Source organism: Actinomycetes bacterium (assembly GCA_036000965.1).
Lineage (GTDB): Bacteria > Actinomycetota > CALGFH01 > CALGFH01 > CALGFH01 > DASYUT01.
Genome location: DASYUT010000201.1, coordinates 1 through 12,789, shown reverse-complemented (window position 1 = coordinate 12,789; position 12,789 = coordinate 1). Strand labels below are relative to the sequence as shown.

16 protein-coding genes and 1 pseudogene are annotated in these 12,789 nt (G+C 73.0%); 8 read left to right on the top strand and 9 right to left on the bottom strand.

Annotated elements, in window-relative coordinates:
• From VG276_18805 to VG276_18780, 6 genes are all read left to right on the top strand, one after another.
• A partial coding sequence (locus VG276_18805) for a cytochrome c biogenesis protein CcdA (GenBank protein HEV8651384.1) occupies positions 1–639 on the top strand: 639 nt, incomplete at its 5' end.
• Positions 636–1,331 carry a peroxiredoxin family protein gene (locus VG276_18800; protein HEV8651383.1) on the top strand — a complete coding sequence of 232 codons (696 nt, stop codon included), beginning with the start codon at positions 636–638 and terminating at the stop codon, positions 1,329–1,331. The genes VG276_18805 and VG276_18800, both read left to right, overlap by 4 nt.
• Positions 1,328–1,609, top strand: a complete 282-nt coding sequence (locus tag VG276_18795) for a glutaredoxin family protein (GenBank protein ID HEV8651382.1) — start codon at positions 1,328–1,330, stop codon at positions 1,607–1,609. The genes VG276_18800 and VG276_18795 overlap by 4 nt, the downstream gene beginning before the upstream one ends.
• Positions 1,610–1,676: 67 nt before the next feature.
• The gene (locus VG276_18790; protein HEV8651381.1) at positions 1,677–1,970 is read left to right on the top strand and encodes a cytochrome c biogenesis protein CcdA; all 294 of its coding nucleotides are present in this window, start codon (positions 1,677–1,679) and stop codon (positions 1,968–1,970) included.
• Positions 1,858–2,514, top strand: a complete 657-nt coding sequence (locus tag VG276_18785) for a TlpA disulfide reductase family protein (protein HEV8651380.1) — start codon at positions 1,858–1,860, stop codon at positions 2,512–2,514. The genes VG276_18790 and VG276_18785 overlap by 113 nt, the downstream gene beginning before the upstream one ends.
• Positions 2,515–2,522: 8 nt before the next feature.
• Entirely contained in the window at positions 2,523–2,984 is a 462-nt protein-coding gene (locus tag VG276_18780; GenBank protein ID HEV8651379.1) for a DUF2752 domain-containing protein, read from the top strand.
• A 19-nt stretch (positions 2,985–3,003) separates the two neighbouring features.
• Here VG276_18780 and VG276_18775 read toward each other — a convergent pair.
• Positions 3,004–3,324, bottom strand: a pseudogene (locus VG276_18775) (redoxin family protein).
• Between the two features lie 15 nt (positions 3,325–3,339).
• Positions 3,340–3,648 carry a hypothetical protein gene (locus VG276_18770; protein HEV8651378.1) on the bottom strand — a complete coding sequence of 103 codons (309 nt, stop codon included), beginning with the start codon at positions 3,646–3,648 and terminating at the stop codon, positions 3,340–3,342.
• 205 nt (positions 3,649–3,853) lie between these two features.
• Between VG276_18770 and VG276_18765 the strand changes: the two genes are divergently transcribed.
• Positions 3,854–5,212: a hypothetical protein gene (locus VG276_18765; GenBank protein ID HEV8651377.1), complete on the top strand. Its 1,359-nt coding sequence runs from the start codon at positions 3,854–3,856 to the stop codon at positions 5,210–5,212.
• A gap of 38 nt (positions 5,213–5,250) precedes the next feature.
• Here the strand turns inward: VG276_18765 and VG276_18760 are convergent, their stop codons facing one another.
• From VG276_18760 to VG276_18740, 5 genes are all read right to left on the bottom strand, one after another.
• On the bottom strand, positions 5,251–6,411 hold the full coding sequence (locus VG276_18760; GenBank protein ID HEV8651376.1) for a permease: 1,161 nt from the start codon (positions 6,409–6,411) through the stop codon (positions 5,251–5,253).
• Positions 6,408–6,626, bottom strand: a complete 219-nt coding sequence (locus VG276_18755; protein ID HEV8651375.1) for a hypothetical protein — start codon at positions 6,624–6,626, stop codon at positions 6,408–6,410. The genes VG276_18760 and VG276_18755 overlap by 4 nt, the downstream gene beginning before the upstream one ends.
• A 307-nt stretch (positions 6,627–6,933) precedes the next feature.
• Entirely contained in the window at positions 6,934–7,728 is a 795-nt protein-coding gene (locus VG276_18750; protein HEV8651374.1) for a M56 family metallopeptidase, read from the bottom strand.
• Positions 7,725–8,135: a BlaI/MecI/CopY family transcriptional regulator gene (locus tag VG276_18745; protein HEV8651373.1), complete on the bottom strand. Its 411-nt coding sequence runs from the start codon at positions 8,133–8,135 to the stop codon at positions 7,725–7,727. Before VG276_18745 ends, VG276_18750 begins: the two co-directional genes overlap by 4 nt.
• Complete coding sequence (locus VG276_18740) at positions 8,132–8,425, bottom strand: SHOCT domain-containing protein (protein ID HEV8651372.1); 294 nt, start codon at positions 8,423–8,425, stop codon at positions 8,132–8,134. The genes VG276_18745 and VG276_18740 overlap by 4 nt, the downstream gene beginning before the upstream one ends.
• Positions 8,426–8,572: 147 nt before the next feature.
• Between VG276_18740 and VG276_18735 the strand changes: the two genes are divergently transcribed.
• Positions 8,573–9,226 carry a class I SAM-dependent methyltransferase gene (locus tag VG276_18735; GenBank protein ID HEV8651371.1) on the top strand — a complete coding sequence of 218 codons (654 nt, stop codon included), beginning with the start codon at positions 8,573–8,575 and terminating at the stop codon, positions 9,224–9,226.
• Between the two features lie 327 nt (positions 9,227–9,553).
• Here the strand turns inward: VG276_18735 and istB are convergent, their stop codons facing one another.
• Positions 9,554–10,327, bottom strand: a complete 774-nt coding sequence (istB, locus tag VG276_18730; protein HEV8651370.1) for an IS21-like element helper ATPase IstB — start codon at positions 10,325–10,327, stop codon at positions 9,554–9,556.
• Positions 10,324–11,691, bottom strand: a complete 1,368-nt coding sequence (gene istA / locus VG276_18725; GenBank protein HEV8651369.1) for an IS21 family transposase — start codon at positions 11,689–11,691, stop codon at positions 10,324–10,326. Before istA ends, istB begins: the two co-directional genes overlap by 4 nt.
• Positions 11,692–12,789: the final 1,098 nt, after the last annotated feature.

The following is a 12,789-nucleotide window of genomic DNA, read 5'->3' as shown; positions in this document are numbered from 1 at the left end:
CTAGCCGGCGGGGATCTGCGCCTGCCCACGCCCGGGCGGCAGGCGACTGGCCGGACCGGACCGGCGGGCGTGTACGGCCTCGGGGTGTTCGCCGGGGTGACGAGCGCCTGCTGCGCGCCGGTCCTAACTGGGGTTGTCGCCCTGTCGGGGGTGGCCGCCTCGTTCGGGTTCGCCCTCGCCCTGGGCGCCGCCTATGTGGCCGGGATGCTCGCGCCCCTGTTCGCCCTGTCCCTGGTCTGGGAACGCCACGAGCCGCGCGCCCGGCGCCTGCTCCGCCCCCGCACGGTCACCTGGCGGCTCGGCCCGATGCGCCGCACCGTCACCGGGACAGGGCTGACCGCCGGGCTGCTGCTCGCCGCGATGGGGATCGGGTCGCTGTGGATGGGGCTGACCGGCCAGCCGATGCCGACTCCGACCGGCTGGCAGGCGCGCCTGGCCGCCCAGCTGGAGCACACCGGCGCGCTGGCCACCCGCGCGCTCGCCTGGCTGCCCGGCTGGGTCATCGCCGTGCTCCTGGCCAGCGGCGTCGCCGTGCTGGTCCGGCGCGCGCTTCGCCAGCTCGGCTGGCTCCCCACCCCGCCGCCCGACGACCAAGGGTCGTCCCCTGCCACCCCTGACCCCGAGGAGGCCTCCCGATGAGCAACCCAGAGGCGAAGCCGACCGTACGCCCGCAGGCGACCCGCCGCCCCTCGGCCAGCCGCCAACCGCCCCGTGGACGCCGACGGCTGTGGTGGGCGGCCGGGATCACCGTCCTCGCCCTCGTGGCCCTGGTGGGCGTCTTCCTCACCGGGCAGCAGCACACCACTACCGGCGGGGCCGGCCGCGGCGGCTACCAGGTTGGCAGCCCAGGGCCCGGCCAGCCAGCCCCGCCGGTGCGCCTCCCGACCACCGGCGACGGCACCTTCGACCTGGGCGCCCAGCGGGGCAAGACCGTGCTGCTGTACTTCCAGGAAGGGCTCGGCTGCCAGCCCTGCTGGAACCAGCTCACCGACATCGAAGCCAACCAGGCCAAGTTCCACGCCCTCGGCATCGACCAGGTCGCCAGCATCACCACCAACCCGCTCGACGCGCTCAAACAGAAGGTCGCCGACGAGCACCTCACCAGCCCGGTGCTGGCCGACCCCGACCTGCGCGTCTCAAGCGCCTACCAGGCCAACCAGTACGGGATGATGGGCACCAGCCGCGACGGCCACACGTTCGTGCTGGTCGGCCCAGACGGGCAGATCCGCTGGCGGGCCGACTACGGCGGCGCGCCCAACTACACCATGTACGTCCCCGTCGACCAACTCCTCGCCGACCTCACCGCCGGACTCGGCAAGACCACCCGATGAGTACCATCCAGATTCTCTTGCTCACCCAAACTGCCTGCCGCCTGTGCGAGCAGGCCAACCAGGTCCTCAAGCGCCTCGCCGGCGAATACGACCTGGCGGTGACTGTGGTCGACCTCAACACGCCGGGAGGCCGCGAGCTCGCCAAGGCTGGCCTGCCGTTCCCGCCCGGCGTCTTCCTCAACGACCAGCTCTTCTCGTACGGGAGGCTCTCCGAACGCAAGCTGCGACGAGCGCTCGACCGGCGGCTGGTCGCCGACGCCGGCTCGGCGCCGCCATGAACGGGACGGCTCGGGGAGTCCCTGCTCGCGGCGCGCTGGGGGCGGCGTTCGCGCTGGGCTGGACGCCGTGCGTCGGGCCGGGCTGCTGGCCACCGCGGCGGCCAGCCGCGCCGCCGCGGCCGGCGCGGGGTTGCTGGCCGTCTACGCCGCGGGCCTTGCCGTCCCCTTCCTGCTGCTGGCCTGGGCGGTCGCCCGGGGGGGCGCCGGGGTGGAGCCGGCGCGCCACCACCACCAGACCCTCGCCCGGCTTGGCGGGGCGCTGCTGGTGGTCGTCGGGCTGGCCATGGCCGCTGGCGCCTGGACGCGCCTGTTCGCCCCCCTGGTGCGGCTGTTTGTCCGCTCCGGCTGGCCGCCGATCTAACCGACATGTTTGCGCGTCTCCGCCTGCTCGCCCTAGCCGCCGTCGCGGTGTCGCTGCTGGCCGCCTGCTCCCAGCCGCAGCCCGCGCCAGCAGCGGGCGACACGCGGGCACCGTCGGCGTCCGCGGCCGCGCCGGGCGTGGCCCGGGCCGCTTCGCCAGGTTCGCCGGCGGGCCAGGGTTCACCCTGCCCGACGACCAGCGCGACCGCCCGCTGGTCCTGAACGTGTGGGCGTCGTGCTGTGTGCCCTGCCGCACCGAGATGCCCGCGTTCCAGGCGGTCTACCTGCGGGCGCGCGCCACGGTCGGGTTCCTGGGCGTCGACTACCTCGACGAGGCCGGCGCCGCCCGCCGCCTGGTCGCCGCCACCGGGGTGACCTACCCGCTGGCGGCCGACCCCAAGGGCACCGAGGTCCTCAAGCTGGGCGTGACCGCGCTGCCGACGACGCTGTTCTTCACCGCCGACGGGGTCCTGCGCGGTCGCCGTTTCGGCGCTTTGGACGCCGACCGCCTCCGCGCCGCGATCCGCACCTACCTCGGCCAGTAGGTGCCGTGATGACCGCCCGCGCCGACCGGACCGCGTCGGCCCCGCCGCCGGCCCGACCAGCAGGCGTGCTGCGCGTCCGCTGGGCACGGCAGGACCGCCATCCCACCCTGGCGCCGCTGGCCGCCGCCGGCCTGCTGGTCGCCGGGCTGCTGGCGCTGGTTGGCCTGCCACCGGTCGACCTGCACGGGCCCCTGCATTATCTGGGGATCATGGACCCTTTGTGCGGCATGGCCCGCGGCACCGTCGCGCTGCTGCGCGGCCGGCTCGGCCAGGCCTTCACCTACAACCCGGCCAGCCCCCTGCTCGTCGCGGGCGCGATGCTCGCCCTGGGTCGCTGGCTGGTCGGCATGGTGACCGGCCGGTGGCTCGAGGTTCGCGTGCAGCCAACCCGCAGTGCCTGGGGTATCGCCGTCGTCGTGGTGGTCGCGCTGTGGGTCAACCAGCAGGCCCATACGGCCCTGCTGCGCTGACCGCGGTCACGGCGCCGGCTCACACCTTGAGCGCGGCGACCGCCTGTTGGACCTTGCCGAACGGCACGTGCATCTCCAGCGACACCTCGCGGAAGCGGATCCGCCCGTCGCGGTCCAGCAGCCAGAACGAGTGGGTCGAGAACGGGCCCATGCTGCCGGGCAGGTCGTAGATCCCAAACGACTTGGCGACCTGCGTGGAGGTGTCGGCCAGGATGGGGACGTCGACGCCGAGCCGGGCGGCCAGCTCCCGCGAGGTCGCGAGGTCCTGCACCGTGACCGCGAACACCTCGGTGCCCTCCGCGTGGAAGGTGGCCTTGGCCCGCTGCAGCTCGACCAGCTGCGCCTCGCATGGGCTTCACCCGGCGTGCTCGTAGAAGTACAGCAGCACGTTGCGCTTGCCCCGGAACCCGGCCACGTCGACGGTCTGCCCGCTGGTGGCCGGCAGCCGCACCGGCGGGGCGGCCTCCCCGACCGCCCGGACGCCGCCGGCCGCCTGCCCGCTCCCGCCGCCCGGCCGTCCGGTGAGCCACACGACCGCCACCACCCCCAGGCCGACCGCCACGACCAGCGCCAGCCACGGCGACCATCCTGCCCCTGGTCGTGGTCGCGTCGTCGGGGGGGTGCGGGCCGGCCGCTTGCGCGCCGGGGGCTTGGGCGTGCGCACTGCTGGACCTCCCCTGCCTGACCGGTTGCCTGGCACCGCGCGCATGACCCGCGCGTGGCGTCGAGCCGTTATCCTACACGCCGTAGGAATCGACGGAGGGAGACCCGTGCCGATCATCCCAGGGGTGCAATGGAGTCTCGCACCCCGGCGGCCCGCCGGCCGCGGAGCCGCCGGGGTGGCGGGGCGGCGGTGGGGGGTCGGCCAGGTGAGCAGCCCGCTGGTGCTGGCCCACGTCGAGCAGGCCAGCGTGCACGGCGGCGCCGCGCAGCTGCTGCGGCTCGGCCCGCTGCTGGGCCTGCTGCTCGTGGCGGCCTGGGCTGGCCTTGCGTGGGCAGGCCCGGCGGCACGAACGCCACGCGGGCGGCTCGGGGCGGGCGCGGCGGTCACCCTCGGCACGGCGGGCGCCATCCACCTCGCCCTGGTCGGCCAGCATGCCAGAGAGAGCTTGGCCGTTGGCGTGTTCTTCGCCGCTGCCGGGCTCGCCGAGCTGCTGCTGGCCGTCGCGGCGTGGCGGACCCCAGGGTCGCGCCGGACCGCCCTGGCGGCCGGGGTCGTGGTCGGCGGGTTGCTGGTGTTGTACGGGGTGTCGCGGCTGTGGAACATTCCCGCGTTCGGCGGCCGCGAGGCCGTCGACGCTCTGGGGCTGCTCACCAAGCTGCTGGAGCTGGCCGGCGCGCTCCTGGCCGCCGGCGCGGCCGGGACCTGGCGGCTGCCACCGGTCCGGCCGCACCTGCTGGTGGGCGCGACGGCCGTGGCCGTGGCGCTGGCCGCCCGGGGCCTGTTCGGCCTGGGCGCCCAGCCGTGGACGGTGGCCGCAGTCGTGGCGATCACGGTCGGCATCGCCGTGGCCGCCGGATCCCGGGACCGGGAGACGCTCGCCGTGGCCGCCGCCGACGGGGCCGTCCTGGCGCTGCTGCTGCGCGCCGGCGGGCTGGCGCCCTACCTGCTGGCCGGCGTGGTCGCGGGGCTGCTGCGGGTGGCGGCCCGCCGGCCGGCAGGATGGGCACTGGCGCCGGTGGCGGTGGCGGCGCTGCTGGTCCTGGCGGTGCCTTCCTTGGACGCCCGCATGGAGCTCCTGCACGTCAGCCACGCCGGCGACACCGTAGCGTGGATGGCGGGGTTCCTGGCCGCCGCGGCGCTCACGCTGGGGGCGTGGCGCTCGGGTCGCCTGCCGGTGGTCGCGGGGTTCTTTCTGGCCCATCTGGGCCTGCAGGGGCTGCGGCTGCTCGCCGGGCAGACCAGCCTTGAGGCCGTCGAGATCCCCGCCACCTCACTCGGGCTGTTCCTGCTGGCCACCGTGGTGCTGGCCGACCCACAACTGACGCCCGCCAGCGCCGTCCCCGCGGCGCTGCTCGGTGCGCTGGCCGGCGGGCTCGACGTCACGCTGCGCGCCCTCGGGACACCGTACGCGCCGCTGCTGGCGGTCACGGTCGCCTTGGCCGTCACCGCCCCGTTCGGCTCCCCGCCGCCCGATCCGACCCGGCAGCAGGCCACCGGCGAGACGCTGGCCGGTAGCGCTCCAGCAGGCCGCGAGGCCCACCGGGACGGGGCCGGGACGGGCTGACCGGCTGTGGCGCGTGCTCCTGGCCTGCCGCCGTGTCCTCAGCCGTCGGAGCCGGCGTGGGTCGGGGGGCCGCCCATCATCTTGAGCATCGCCGGCCCGCCGGTGCGCAGGAAGCGGACGACGAGGACGGCGGCTAGGGCGAGGAAGACGAGGTTGAGGATGGTGGTGTAGTTCCAGGTGGTGCTAGCCTCCACGACCTTGGCGGTCCGCTGTTCGGGGACCAGCCCCGCTGCGCCGAAGACCAGTTCCACGACCAGCCCGGCCGCCACCATGGTGGCGTAGAAGGTGGCCAGCAGGAAGCCGGCCATCCGCCAACCGTAGTACCTGCGGTAGATGTCCAGGATCGGCAGCACGATCAGGTCGGCGAAGATGAAGGCGATCACCCCGCCGAAGCTGATGCCGCCGTTCCACAGCACGGCGGCCAGCGGCACGTTGCCGATCGAGCACACGAACGACACCACCGCCACGACCGGGCCGACCAGCGGCCCCCACAGCTTGGCGAGCAGGGGATGGTCGACCAGGAAGAAGCCCTGCCAGAACGCCATGGGGACCCAGGCGGCCAGCGCGCCGGCGATCAGCAGGCCGCCCACGATATCGACCCACACCGAAGCCCAGTCCATCACGAAGTAGTGGCTGATGGCGGTGAACCCCTTGGCCGAGCGGACCCGCGACCAGATCGACCCCTCGGTGACGGCCATGTCCATGTCGGCGTGGCCCTCCATGCGACCTTGGACCCCACGGTCGGCCTGGCGTTTGGCCGCCTCGACCAGACGGCGGCGCAGGAACACCCGGAACACCAGGGCCAGGAACACGATCATGAGCGGCCCGCCGACGAACTCGGCCAGCGTGAACTGCCAGCCCAGCAGCACCGCCATGATGATGCCGAGCTCGATCACCAGGTTGGTGGAGGCGAGCTCGAACGCCATCGCCGCGGTGAAGTCGGCGCCCTTGCGAAAGATCGACCGGGCAAGCGCCACCGCTGCGTAGGAGCACGACGAGGAGGCAGCGCCTAGCCCGGAGGCGATGCACAGCGACCGGGGGGAGTCGTCGGGCAGCAGCCGGCTCATCTCGCCCTTGGAGACCACCGCCTGCACCACCCCGGACAGCGCAAAGCCGAGGATCAGCGCCCACAAGATCTCCCAGAACATCGCAAAGGCCAGACTGAGCGCGTGGCCGGCGGCGTCAAGCATGGTGCTCATGCTCGCGCAGCGTCGCAGTCGACGCGACGCCGCAGCTCGTCGTCTCCTGTGAGCTCGCCGGGATCGCGCAGATCCAGCTCGGCCCGGCCTGCGCCCGTTCCGGTTGGCGTGCCTGCGTGGCGCGTGGGCTTGCGGCCCGGCCATCCCAGCCCGGCGACATCCAGCGGCAGCCCCACGGCCAGCGGCGCCGCCCAGCACCAGGCCAGCGCCGTCATGCCGCCTGTCATCCCCTGCTCGGTCGTGTGCCCATCGCTCCTCGCGATCGGCAGCCAGTCGCCTGTCTCCTACACAACGTAGCAAACGGCTGCCACGCGGGATACGGGGACGAAGCGCCCGTAGTTCTCCCTGCCACAGGATCTTCTCCAAGAGGTAGGAGGCAGTCAGGAGGCATTGCCCGGAGCGCCGGGAGGCCGGTTCGGTGAGGACGAGGCGCCTGACCGGTGGCGCCCGCTGCTGGCCCTGGGAGGCCTGGCGGCCTGGCGGCCCGAGCACGTCGAGGACTGCTGTGTGCTGGAGGATGGCTCAGCCGACGACCGCGCTGGCCAGGCCCTGGCCGACGCACATGGCCAGGCTGATGGCAAGGATCACCCCGAGCAGTGACAGCAGGCAGGCCGCCAGGGGCGGCCGTCGGCGTGGGGGTTGGTCGCCGAGGAGCTGGGTGACCCGGGCGGGTCCCGCGCCGTCGAACCGGGCGCCGGCAGCCGGTGCGGCCGTTGCCGCCGTGGCCCGCAGCGCCCGGGCCAGCGGGGCCCGGCCGACCCGCGCGATCACGGCCCGGTCGGCGGCAAGCTCGGCGTCCTCGAGCCGGCTGGCCGACCACCAGCCGACCAGCGGCAGGTAGAACAGGACATCGGCTGCTGCCCGCCCGGCCAGGCGGCGCAACGGGTCACGGCGGCGGGCGTGTTCGGCTTCGTGGACCAGCACCGCGTCGAGCTCGTCGCCGGCCAGGGACGCGACCATGCCGCTGGTCACGAACACCCGTGGGCGCAGCAGCCCGGCGCAGAACGCTGACGACGCTGGGCTGTCGACGCAGACGACCTCGCCGGCGCCGGCCCGTCGCGCCGCGGCGACCAGCGCGTCGGGGCTGGGAAGCCGCGGCAGCCCGGCGACCTCCCGGGCGGCGCCAACGGCCAGCCAGGCGCCCCGCGCGGTCCAGGTCGCAAGGCCCAGCGCCGCGACGACGAGGACCGCGACCACCAGGCAGCCGGTCATGGTCATCTGCCGGCAGATGACCGGGCTGGAGTGCCAGGCCAGCCGTGCGGCGACCAGCCCGCCCACCAGGGCCAGCAGGGCCGGCCGCCCACGCAGCCAGCTCATCGCCCTTCGAGCTCCTCCAGTCGCCTGCGCTGCTCGGGGGTGAGGGCGTCCAGCCGGGCCGCGAACGCGGCCAGGGCGGCGTCGCCGTACCGGTCGATCACGTCCTTGGCCTCCCGGTGGCTGGCTGCGGCCAGGAACGCCTGCGGGCTACCCGCCGACCGGTAGTCGTAGGCGCGTTTGCCGAGGGTGGCGTCGGCGACCAGCAGGCCCTTGTCGGCCAGCCGCCGCAGGGTCGTCATCACAGTGGTGTAGGCGAGCTCCGACATATGGGCGCGCACGTCGCGGACGGCGAACGGCTCGGGGACCTGCCCGGTCCAGACCGCCCGCATGATGCGGGCCTCTAGCGGGCCGAGCAGGCCCAGAGCCCGGTCCAGACTGGCCGCGGGGTCTGGCCAGCCGGCTGTCACGGCCGCGCGTCCTCGAGGTCGGCGCGGCGCTGCAGGTACTCCTCGCGGGTGAGGTCGCCGCGGGCGTAGCGCAGGTCCAGCTCGGCCCGAGCAGGGCCCGGCCCCGCCGTCCCGCTGGGCGCGTTCGGCGGGCGGGTCAGGGCTCGGAACAGGGCAATCCCGCCGACGACGGCCAGCAGCAGCAGGGCGACTGCGAACGCGGCCCAGAACCAGGCCAGCGCGGTCATGCTGCCGCCCATCATGCCCCCGCCCATGCCCGACATCATCTGATACATCGCGTCGTGTCCCATGACTCCTCCTCACGACCAACGCTCTCACGACCAACGCCGCGGCCTAACTACTACCAGTCGGTAGTTGCTACTATCGTAGGGTAGTGAAGCTGATGACGCCACCGCGACAGCCGGGAGGCTGCACCGGCGGCGCGAAGGAGGACCCCCATGCCGAGCCACGTCAGCGCCGAGCGGGCGCAGCGGCTGCGCCGCTACTGGGACAAGCACGCCCGCAACTATGACAAGCAAATGGCCTTCTTCGAGCGAAGGTTGTTCGCCGATGGACGGCACTGGGTGTGCTCCCAGGCCAGCGGCGAGGTCCTCGAGGTCGCCATCGGCACCGGCCGCAACCTCCCCTACTACCCCGAGGGCGTCCTCCTGACCGGGATCGAGTTCAGCCCGGCGATGCTGGAGCTGGCCCGCCGCCAAGCCGACCAGCTCGGCCTTGAGGTGGACCTGCGACTTGGCGACGCCCAAGCCCTCGACCTGCCCGACGCCTGCTTCGACACCGTGGTCTGCACCTTGTCGCTGTGCGCCATCCCCGACGAGCGGCGTGCCGTCGCCGAGATGAAACGGGTCCTGCGGCCGGGTGGCCGGCTGCTGCTGCTGGACCACGTGGCCGGCGCGCCGCGCTGGGTGCGGGCGATCCAATGGCTACTGGAGCTGGTCACCCGACCGCTCGGCGAAGAGCACATGCGGCGTCGCCCGCTGCTGCAGGTGCAGGCCGAGGGGTTTGAGATCCAGCAACGCGAGCGCTCCAAGCTCGGCATCGTGGAGCGGCTCACGGCCCGCAAACCGTCTGAGCCGACCCCACGCTCCTGATAGCCCCGCAGCCCCACGGGCGCCGCGGGAGGGCAAGCGCCCGAGTGGCGATCGACTCCGCGGTCACCGCCCTGGTTTGGTAGCCAACGAGCATCCGTGGTAGGGGCGTTTCCTTGGCCAGGCGCCTCTGCGGCGAAGTATTCCGACAGGCGAGTCTGATCAACCAGACATCGTCGGCCATTGATCAGTGAGTCAACAGCACCTCAGCCGGGACGCAGAGAACCCGTCTCACACTGCTTGGGTGCCGCCAGCGGCGCCGGTGTCCGGGGTCAAGGGCTGATGTCGTTTCTGGTACGGGCTCATCTGTAGGTAGCAGGGCAAGCAGGGTCACTCGAGAGCACCACCCCCGTTCGAGGAGGGCTTGAGCCGGTCCTTCAGGCGGTAGCTGGGCCCGTTGATGGAGATCACGTCACTGTGGTGCAGCAGCCGGTCCAAGATCGCCGAGGCGAGCACGTCGTCGCCGAACACGCCGCCCCACTCGCTGAACGCCTTGTTGGAGGTGAGCAGGATCGAGCCGCGCTCATACCGGCGCGCGACGAGCTGGAAGACCATGTTGGCGTCGGGGCGGGCCAGCGGCAGATAGCCGACCTCATCGACGACCAAGACCGCGGGCTTGAGGTAGGTCTGCAGCTTCTTGGCGAACCGCCCGGTGGCCTCGGCCTCTTTGAGGTTTCTGACCAGGTCGTCGAGGGTGGTGAAATAGACCGAGTAGCCGGCCTGGCAGGCGGCGATCGCCAGCCCGACGGCCAGCATGGTCTTGCCGACCCCGGGTGGGCCGAGGAAGCAGACGTTGGCCTTGTGTTCGACGAACTCGAGGGTGGCGAGGTCGCGGACCTTGCGGGCGTCCAGGTCGGGCTGGAAGGCGAAGTCGAAGGTGTCCAGGCTCTTGTGGTGGGGCAGCCCGGACAGCTTCAGGGCGTTGTGGAACCGGCGGCCTTCGCGCACGCCGACTTCTTCCTCCAGGAGCAGGTCGAGGAAGTCCAGGTAGCCCATGGTGGCCTGCTCGGCTCGGGTGACCAGCGCGTCGAGGTTGCTGGTGAGGTTGGCGAGGTGGAGCCGTTCGGCGTGCTCGCGGATGCGGGTGGCGACCAGCTCGCTCACGACGGCACCCCCGCGAGCTGGTCGTAGACGGCAAGCCGCCGGTGGGCCACCAGGACCCTGGCGGCGGGTGAGTTCGCCCAGCCGGCGATCCCTGGCAGCTGGAGCTGGCCAGGCTCCGGGTCAGGAGGTGCGGTGAGCTCGCAGTCGCCGGCGCAGGGCGGCAGCGGCTGGGTGTCGGCACGGTCGGGGAGGCCGTCCCAGTGGGTCTCGTCCACCACCCAGCAGCCGCGCCCGGCCGCCCGCGGGTGGGTGGCGAGCAGCTGTTGTTCACCGCTGAGCGAGAAGATCGCCACCTCGGCCGGGGTGACCCGCAGCTCGACCCGGCCGCCGGGGCGCACCTTGCGCCAGGGCACCGAGTAGTGGCTGGCCTCGAACGAGATCAGCGCGTCCTTGCCGACCCGGCGGGTGTGCCGGTCACAGACCACGTAAGGCTGCTCGGGCAGCGGGCGGAGCGCGGCCCGGTCGCGTTCGGCGCGCACGGCGATGACCTCGCCGTGGGTGCGGTGGACCTGCGCGCGGCGGATCGGCAGCCAAGTGGCGAACGCGGCGTCCATCTCGGCCAGCGAGTCGAACGAACGCCCATCCAGGACATGGCTGCGAACAATCTCGACCTGCCGCTCCACTCGTCCCTTGGTCTCGGCTCGGCCGGGGGCAGCCAGCCAGATCGCGAACCCGTAATGCTCGGCGAACGCGACCGCCTCGGGGTGCAGCGGGGTGGCCTGCCCACGGCCCACGTGGCGGCGGACCACCGTCCTGGTCCGGTCGTAGACGATCACCGCGGGGACGCCGCCGAAGTGGGCGAACGCCCGCCGGTGGCAGTCCCAGAACGTGCCCAGGTCCTGCGACGCCGTGAAACAGCAGAACGGGTCGCGGGAATAGGCCAGCGTCATGTGGAAGCTGAAGACGTGCAGCGGCCCGGTCGCGGTCGCAAGCTCGCCTTCGTCGCCCCAGTCGACCTGCGCTTGGGCGCCGGGCAGGACCTCGAAGCGGCGGTGGAAGCCGCTCGGCTCGGGCTCCGAGGCGGCCACGCGGGCCCGGGCCTCCCGGACATAGACCTTCACGCGCTGGTAGTGGCCGGTGAAGCCGTGCTCGGCGACCAGCCGCTCATGGATCACCGAGGCCTTGAGCTTCGGCTGGCGGCGCAGCCAGGCGTCGATCAGGCCGGCGTATGGGTCGGTCTTGCGCCGGCCGGGTCCCCGTTTGGCTGGCGCCGGCGGCGCCGCCGGCGCGTCGGTCGAGAGGTAGCGCTTGACGGTGCGCCAGTCGTAGCCGGTCTCCCGGGCAATCTCCGCCCAGGTGGCCCCAGCGTCGGCCAGCGCCTTGAACGCGCGCAGTTCCATCCATTGCTCCTGCGAGAGGATCATGAGCTGCCATCCTCCGACTCGGCAGGTTGGTCCCTACCAGTCGGAGGATGGCCCTCACGATGGGCGAACGGAACAGCTCGCCCTCACCGACCTACACGTCAAGTCGTACGCGGAACGACATATGAAGGTGTACGCGGACAGCAGGCGACCCGGTCGACGCAAGCCCAGGTCCGTGCCCTGGCGGGCGGCACCAAGGGTGGGCGGGCTGGAGGCTGCGATTGCCGAGCTGGCCGCAGGCAAGGCAGCGACGCAGGCCGACGCGCAGCCGCAGCCAGGTCAGCAACGGGTGGGCGGACAGCGGGGCGGCCGGCACTGGGCTTCCGGCGAGAACGCCCAACCTCACAGGCGCCCGTGGTACGCCTGGCGTCCTCGCAATCCCGGCCTGCCCCGCTGCCCACCCACCCGGCCCGAGCTGCCGGGACCAGCCGTGCAGCAGCTCGGCCACCGTCCCGGCCCAGCGTGGCACCTCGTCGCCGCGGGTCCGGGTTGCCTGGATGGCCAGCTCGACCGCCCACGCGGCGGTCGCCGCGGCCACCCGCGCATCCAGGCCAGGCGCGGCAGCCGCGCCGGTCACGACGACGCCTCCCCGTCGGCGTCGTTGCCAGGGTCCTTGCCGGCCGTGGCGTGGGTGAGTGCGGCTTGCCTGCTCAAACGCCGCCAGATGCCTGGCGGCCTGCTCGGCGTCGCCGGCCCGTAGCGCGGCCGCCAGCGCGTCGGCCACACCCACCGCCAGCCGGGCAGCACGCAGCTGGTCCAGCAGCGTCTGTCCGGTCGTGGGCGGCTTGGGTGGTGGGGACGGCGGGGCGGCTGGCAACCCCATGCCCGCGAGCATGCCCCCAAGGAACGTACCGTGCGTTCCTGCCACGCAGACCAGCAACCTGACGAAGCACTCCGAGATCCCTGACAGTCCGCGTGAGGCCCTGCTGACGCAGCTCTGCCTCCACTCGTCGGGCTAGCTCCACATCTCCCGTTGTCGCCATCTGCGGTTACTCCTGATGCTTGCCTGCCTGGATGACGGAGGGAGGCGTCGGTCAGGTTTCGCTGGCCCGTAGCGCGTCCCGCATCGAGCGGACACGGCGCCATTCGTTGGGACAGGAC

Bases quoted from the DNA above. Each gene is read 5' to 3' on its own strand.
- VG276_18800 (HEV8651383.1), top strand. From the start codon at position 636: ATGAGCAACCCAGAGGCGAAGCCGACCGTACGCCCGCAGGCGACCCGC.
- VG276_18795 (HEV8651382.1), top strand. From the start codon at position 1,328: ATGAGTACCATCCAGATTCTCTTGCTCACCCAAACTGCCTGCCGCCTG.
- VG276_18780 (HEV8651379.1), top strand. From the start codon at position 2,523: ATGACCGCCCGCGCCGACCGGACCGCGTCGGCCCCGCCGCCGGCCCGA.
- VG276_18760 (HEV8651376.1), bottom strand. From the start codon at position 6,411: ATGAGCACCATGCTTGACGCCGCCGGCCACGCGCTCAGTCTGGCCTTT.
- VG276_18755 (HEV8651375.1), bottom strand. From the start codon at position 6,626: ATGACGGCGCTGGCCTGGTGCTGGGCGGCGCCGCTGGCCGTGGGGCTG.
- VG276_18750 (HEV8651374.1), bottom strand. From the start codon at position 7,728: ATGAGCTGGCTGCGTGGGCGGCCGGCCCTGCTGGCCCTGGTGGGCGGG.
- VG276_18740 (HEV8651372.1), bottom strand. From the start codon at position 8,425: ATGGGACACGACGCGATGTATCAGATGATGTCGGGCATGGGCGGGGGC.
- VG276_18735 (HEV8651371.1), top strand. From the start codon at position 8,573: ATGCCGAGCCACGTCAGCGCCGAGCGGGCGCAGCGGCTGCGCCGCTAC.
- istA (HEV8651369.1), bottom strand. From the start codon at position 11,691: ATGATCCTCTCGCAGGAGCAATGGATGGAACTGCGCGCGTTCAAGGCG.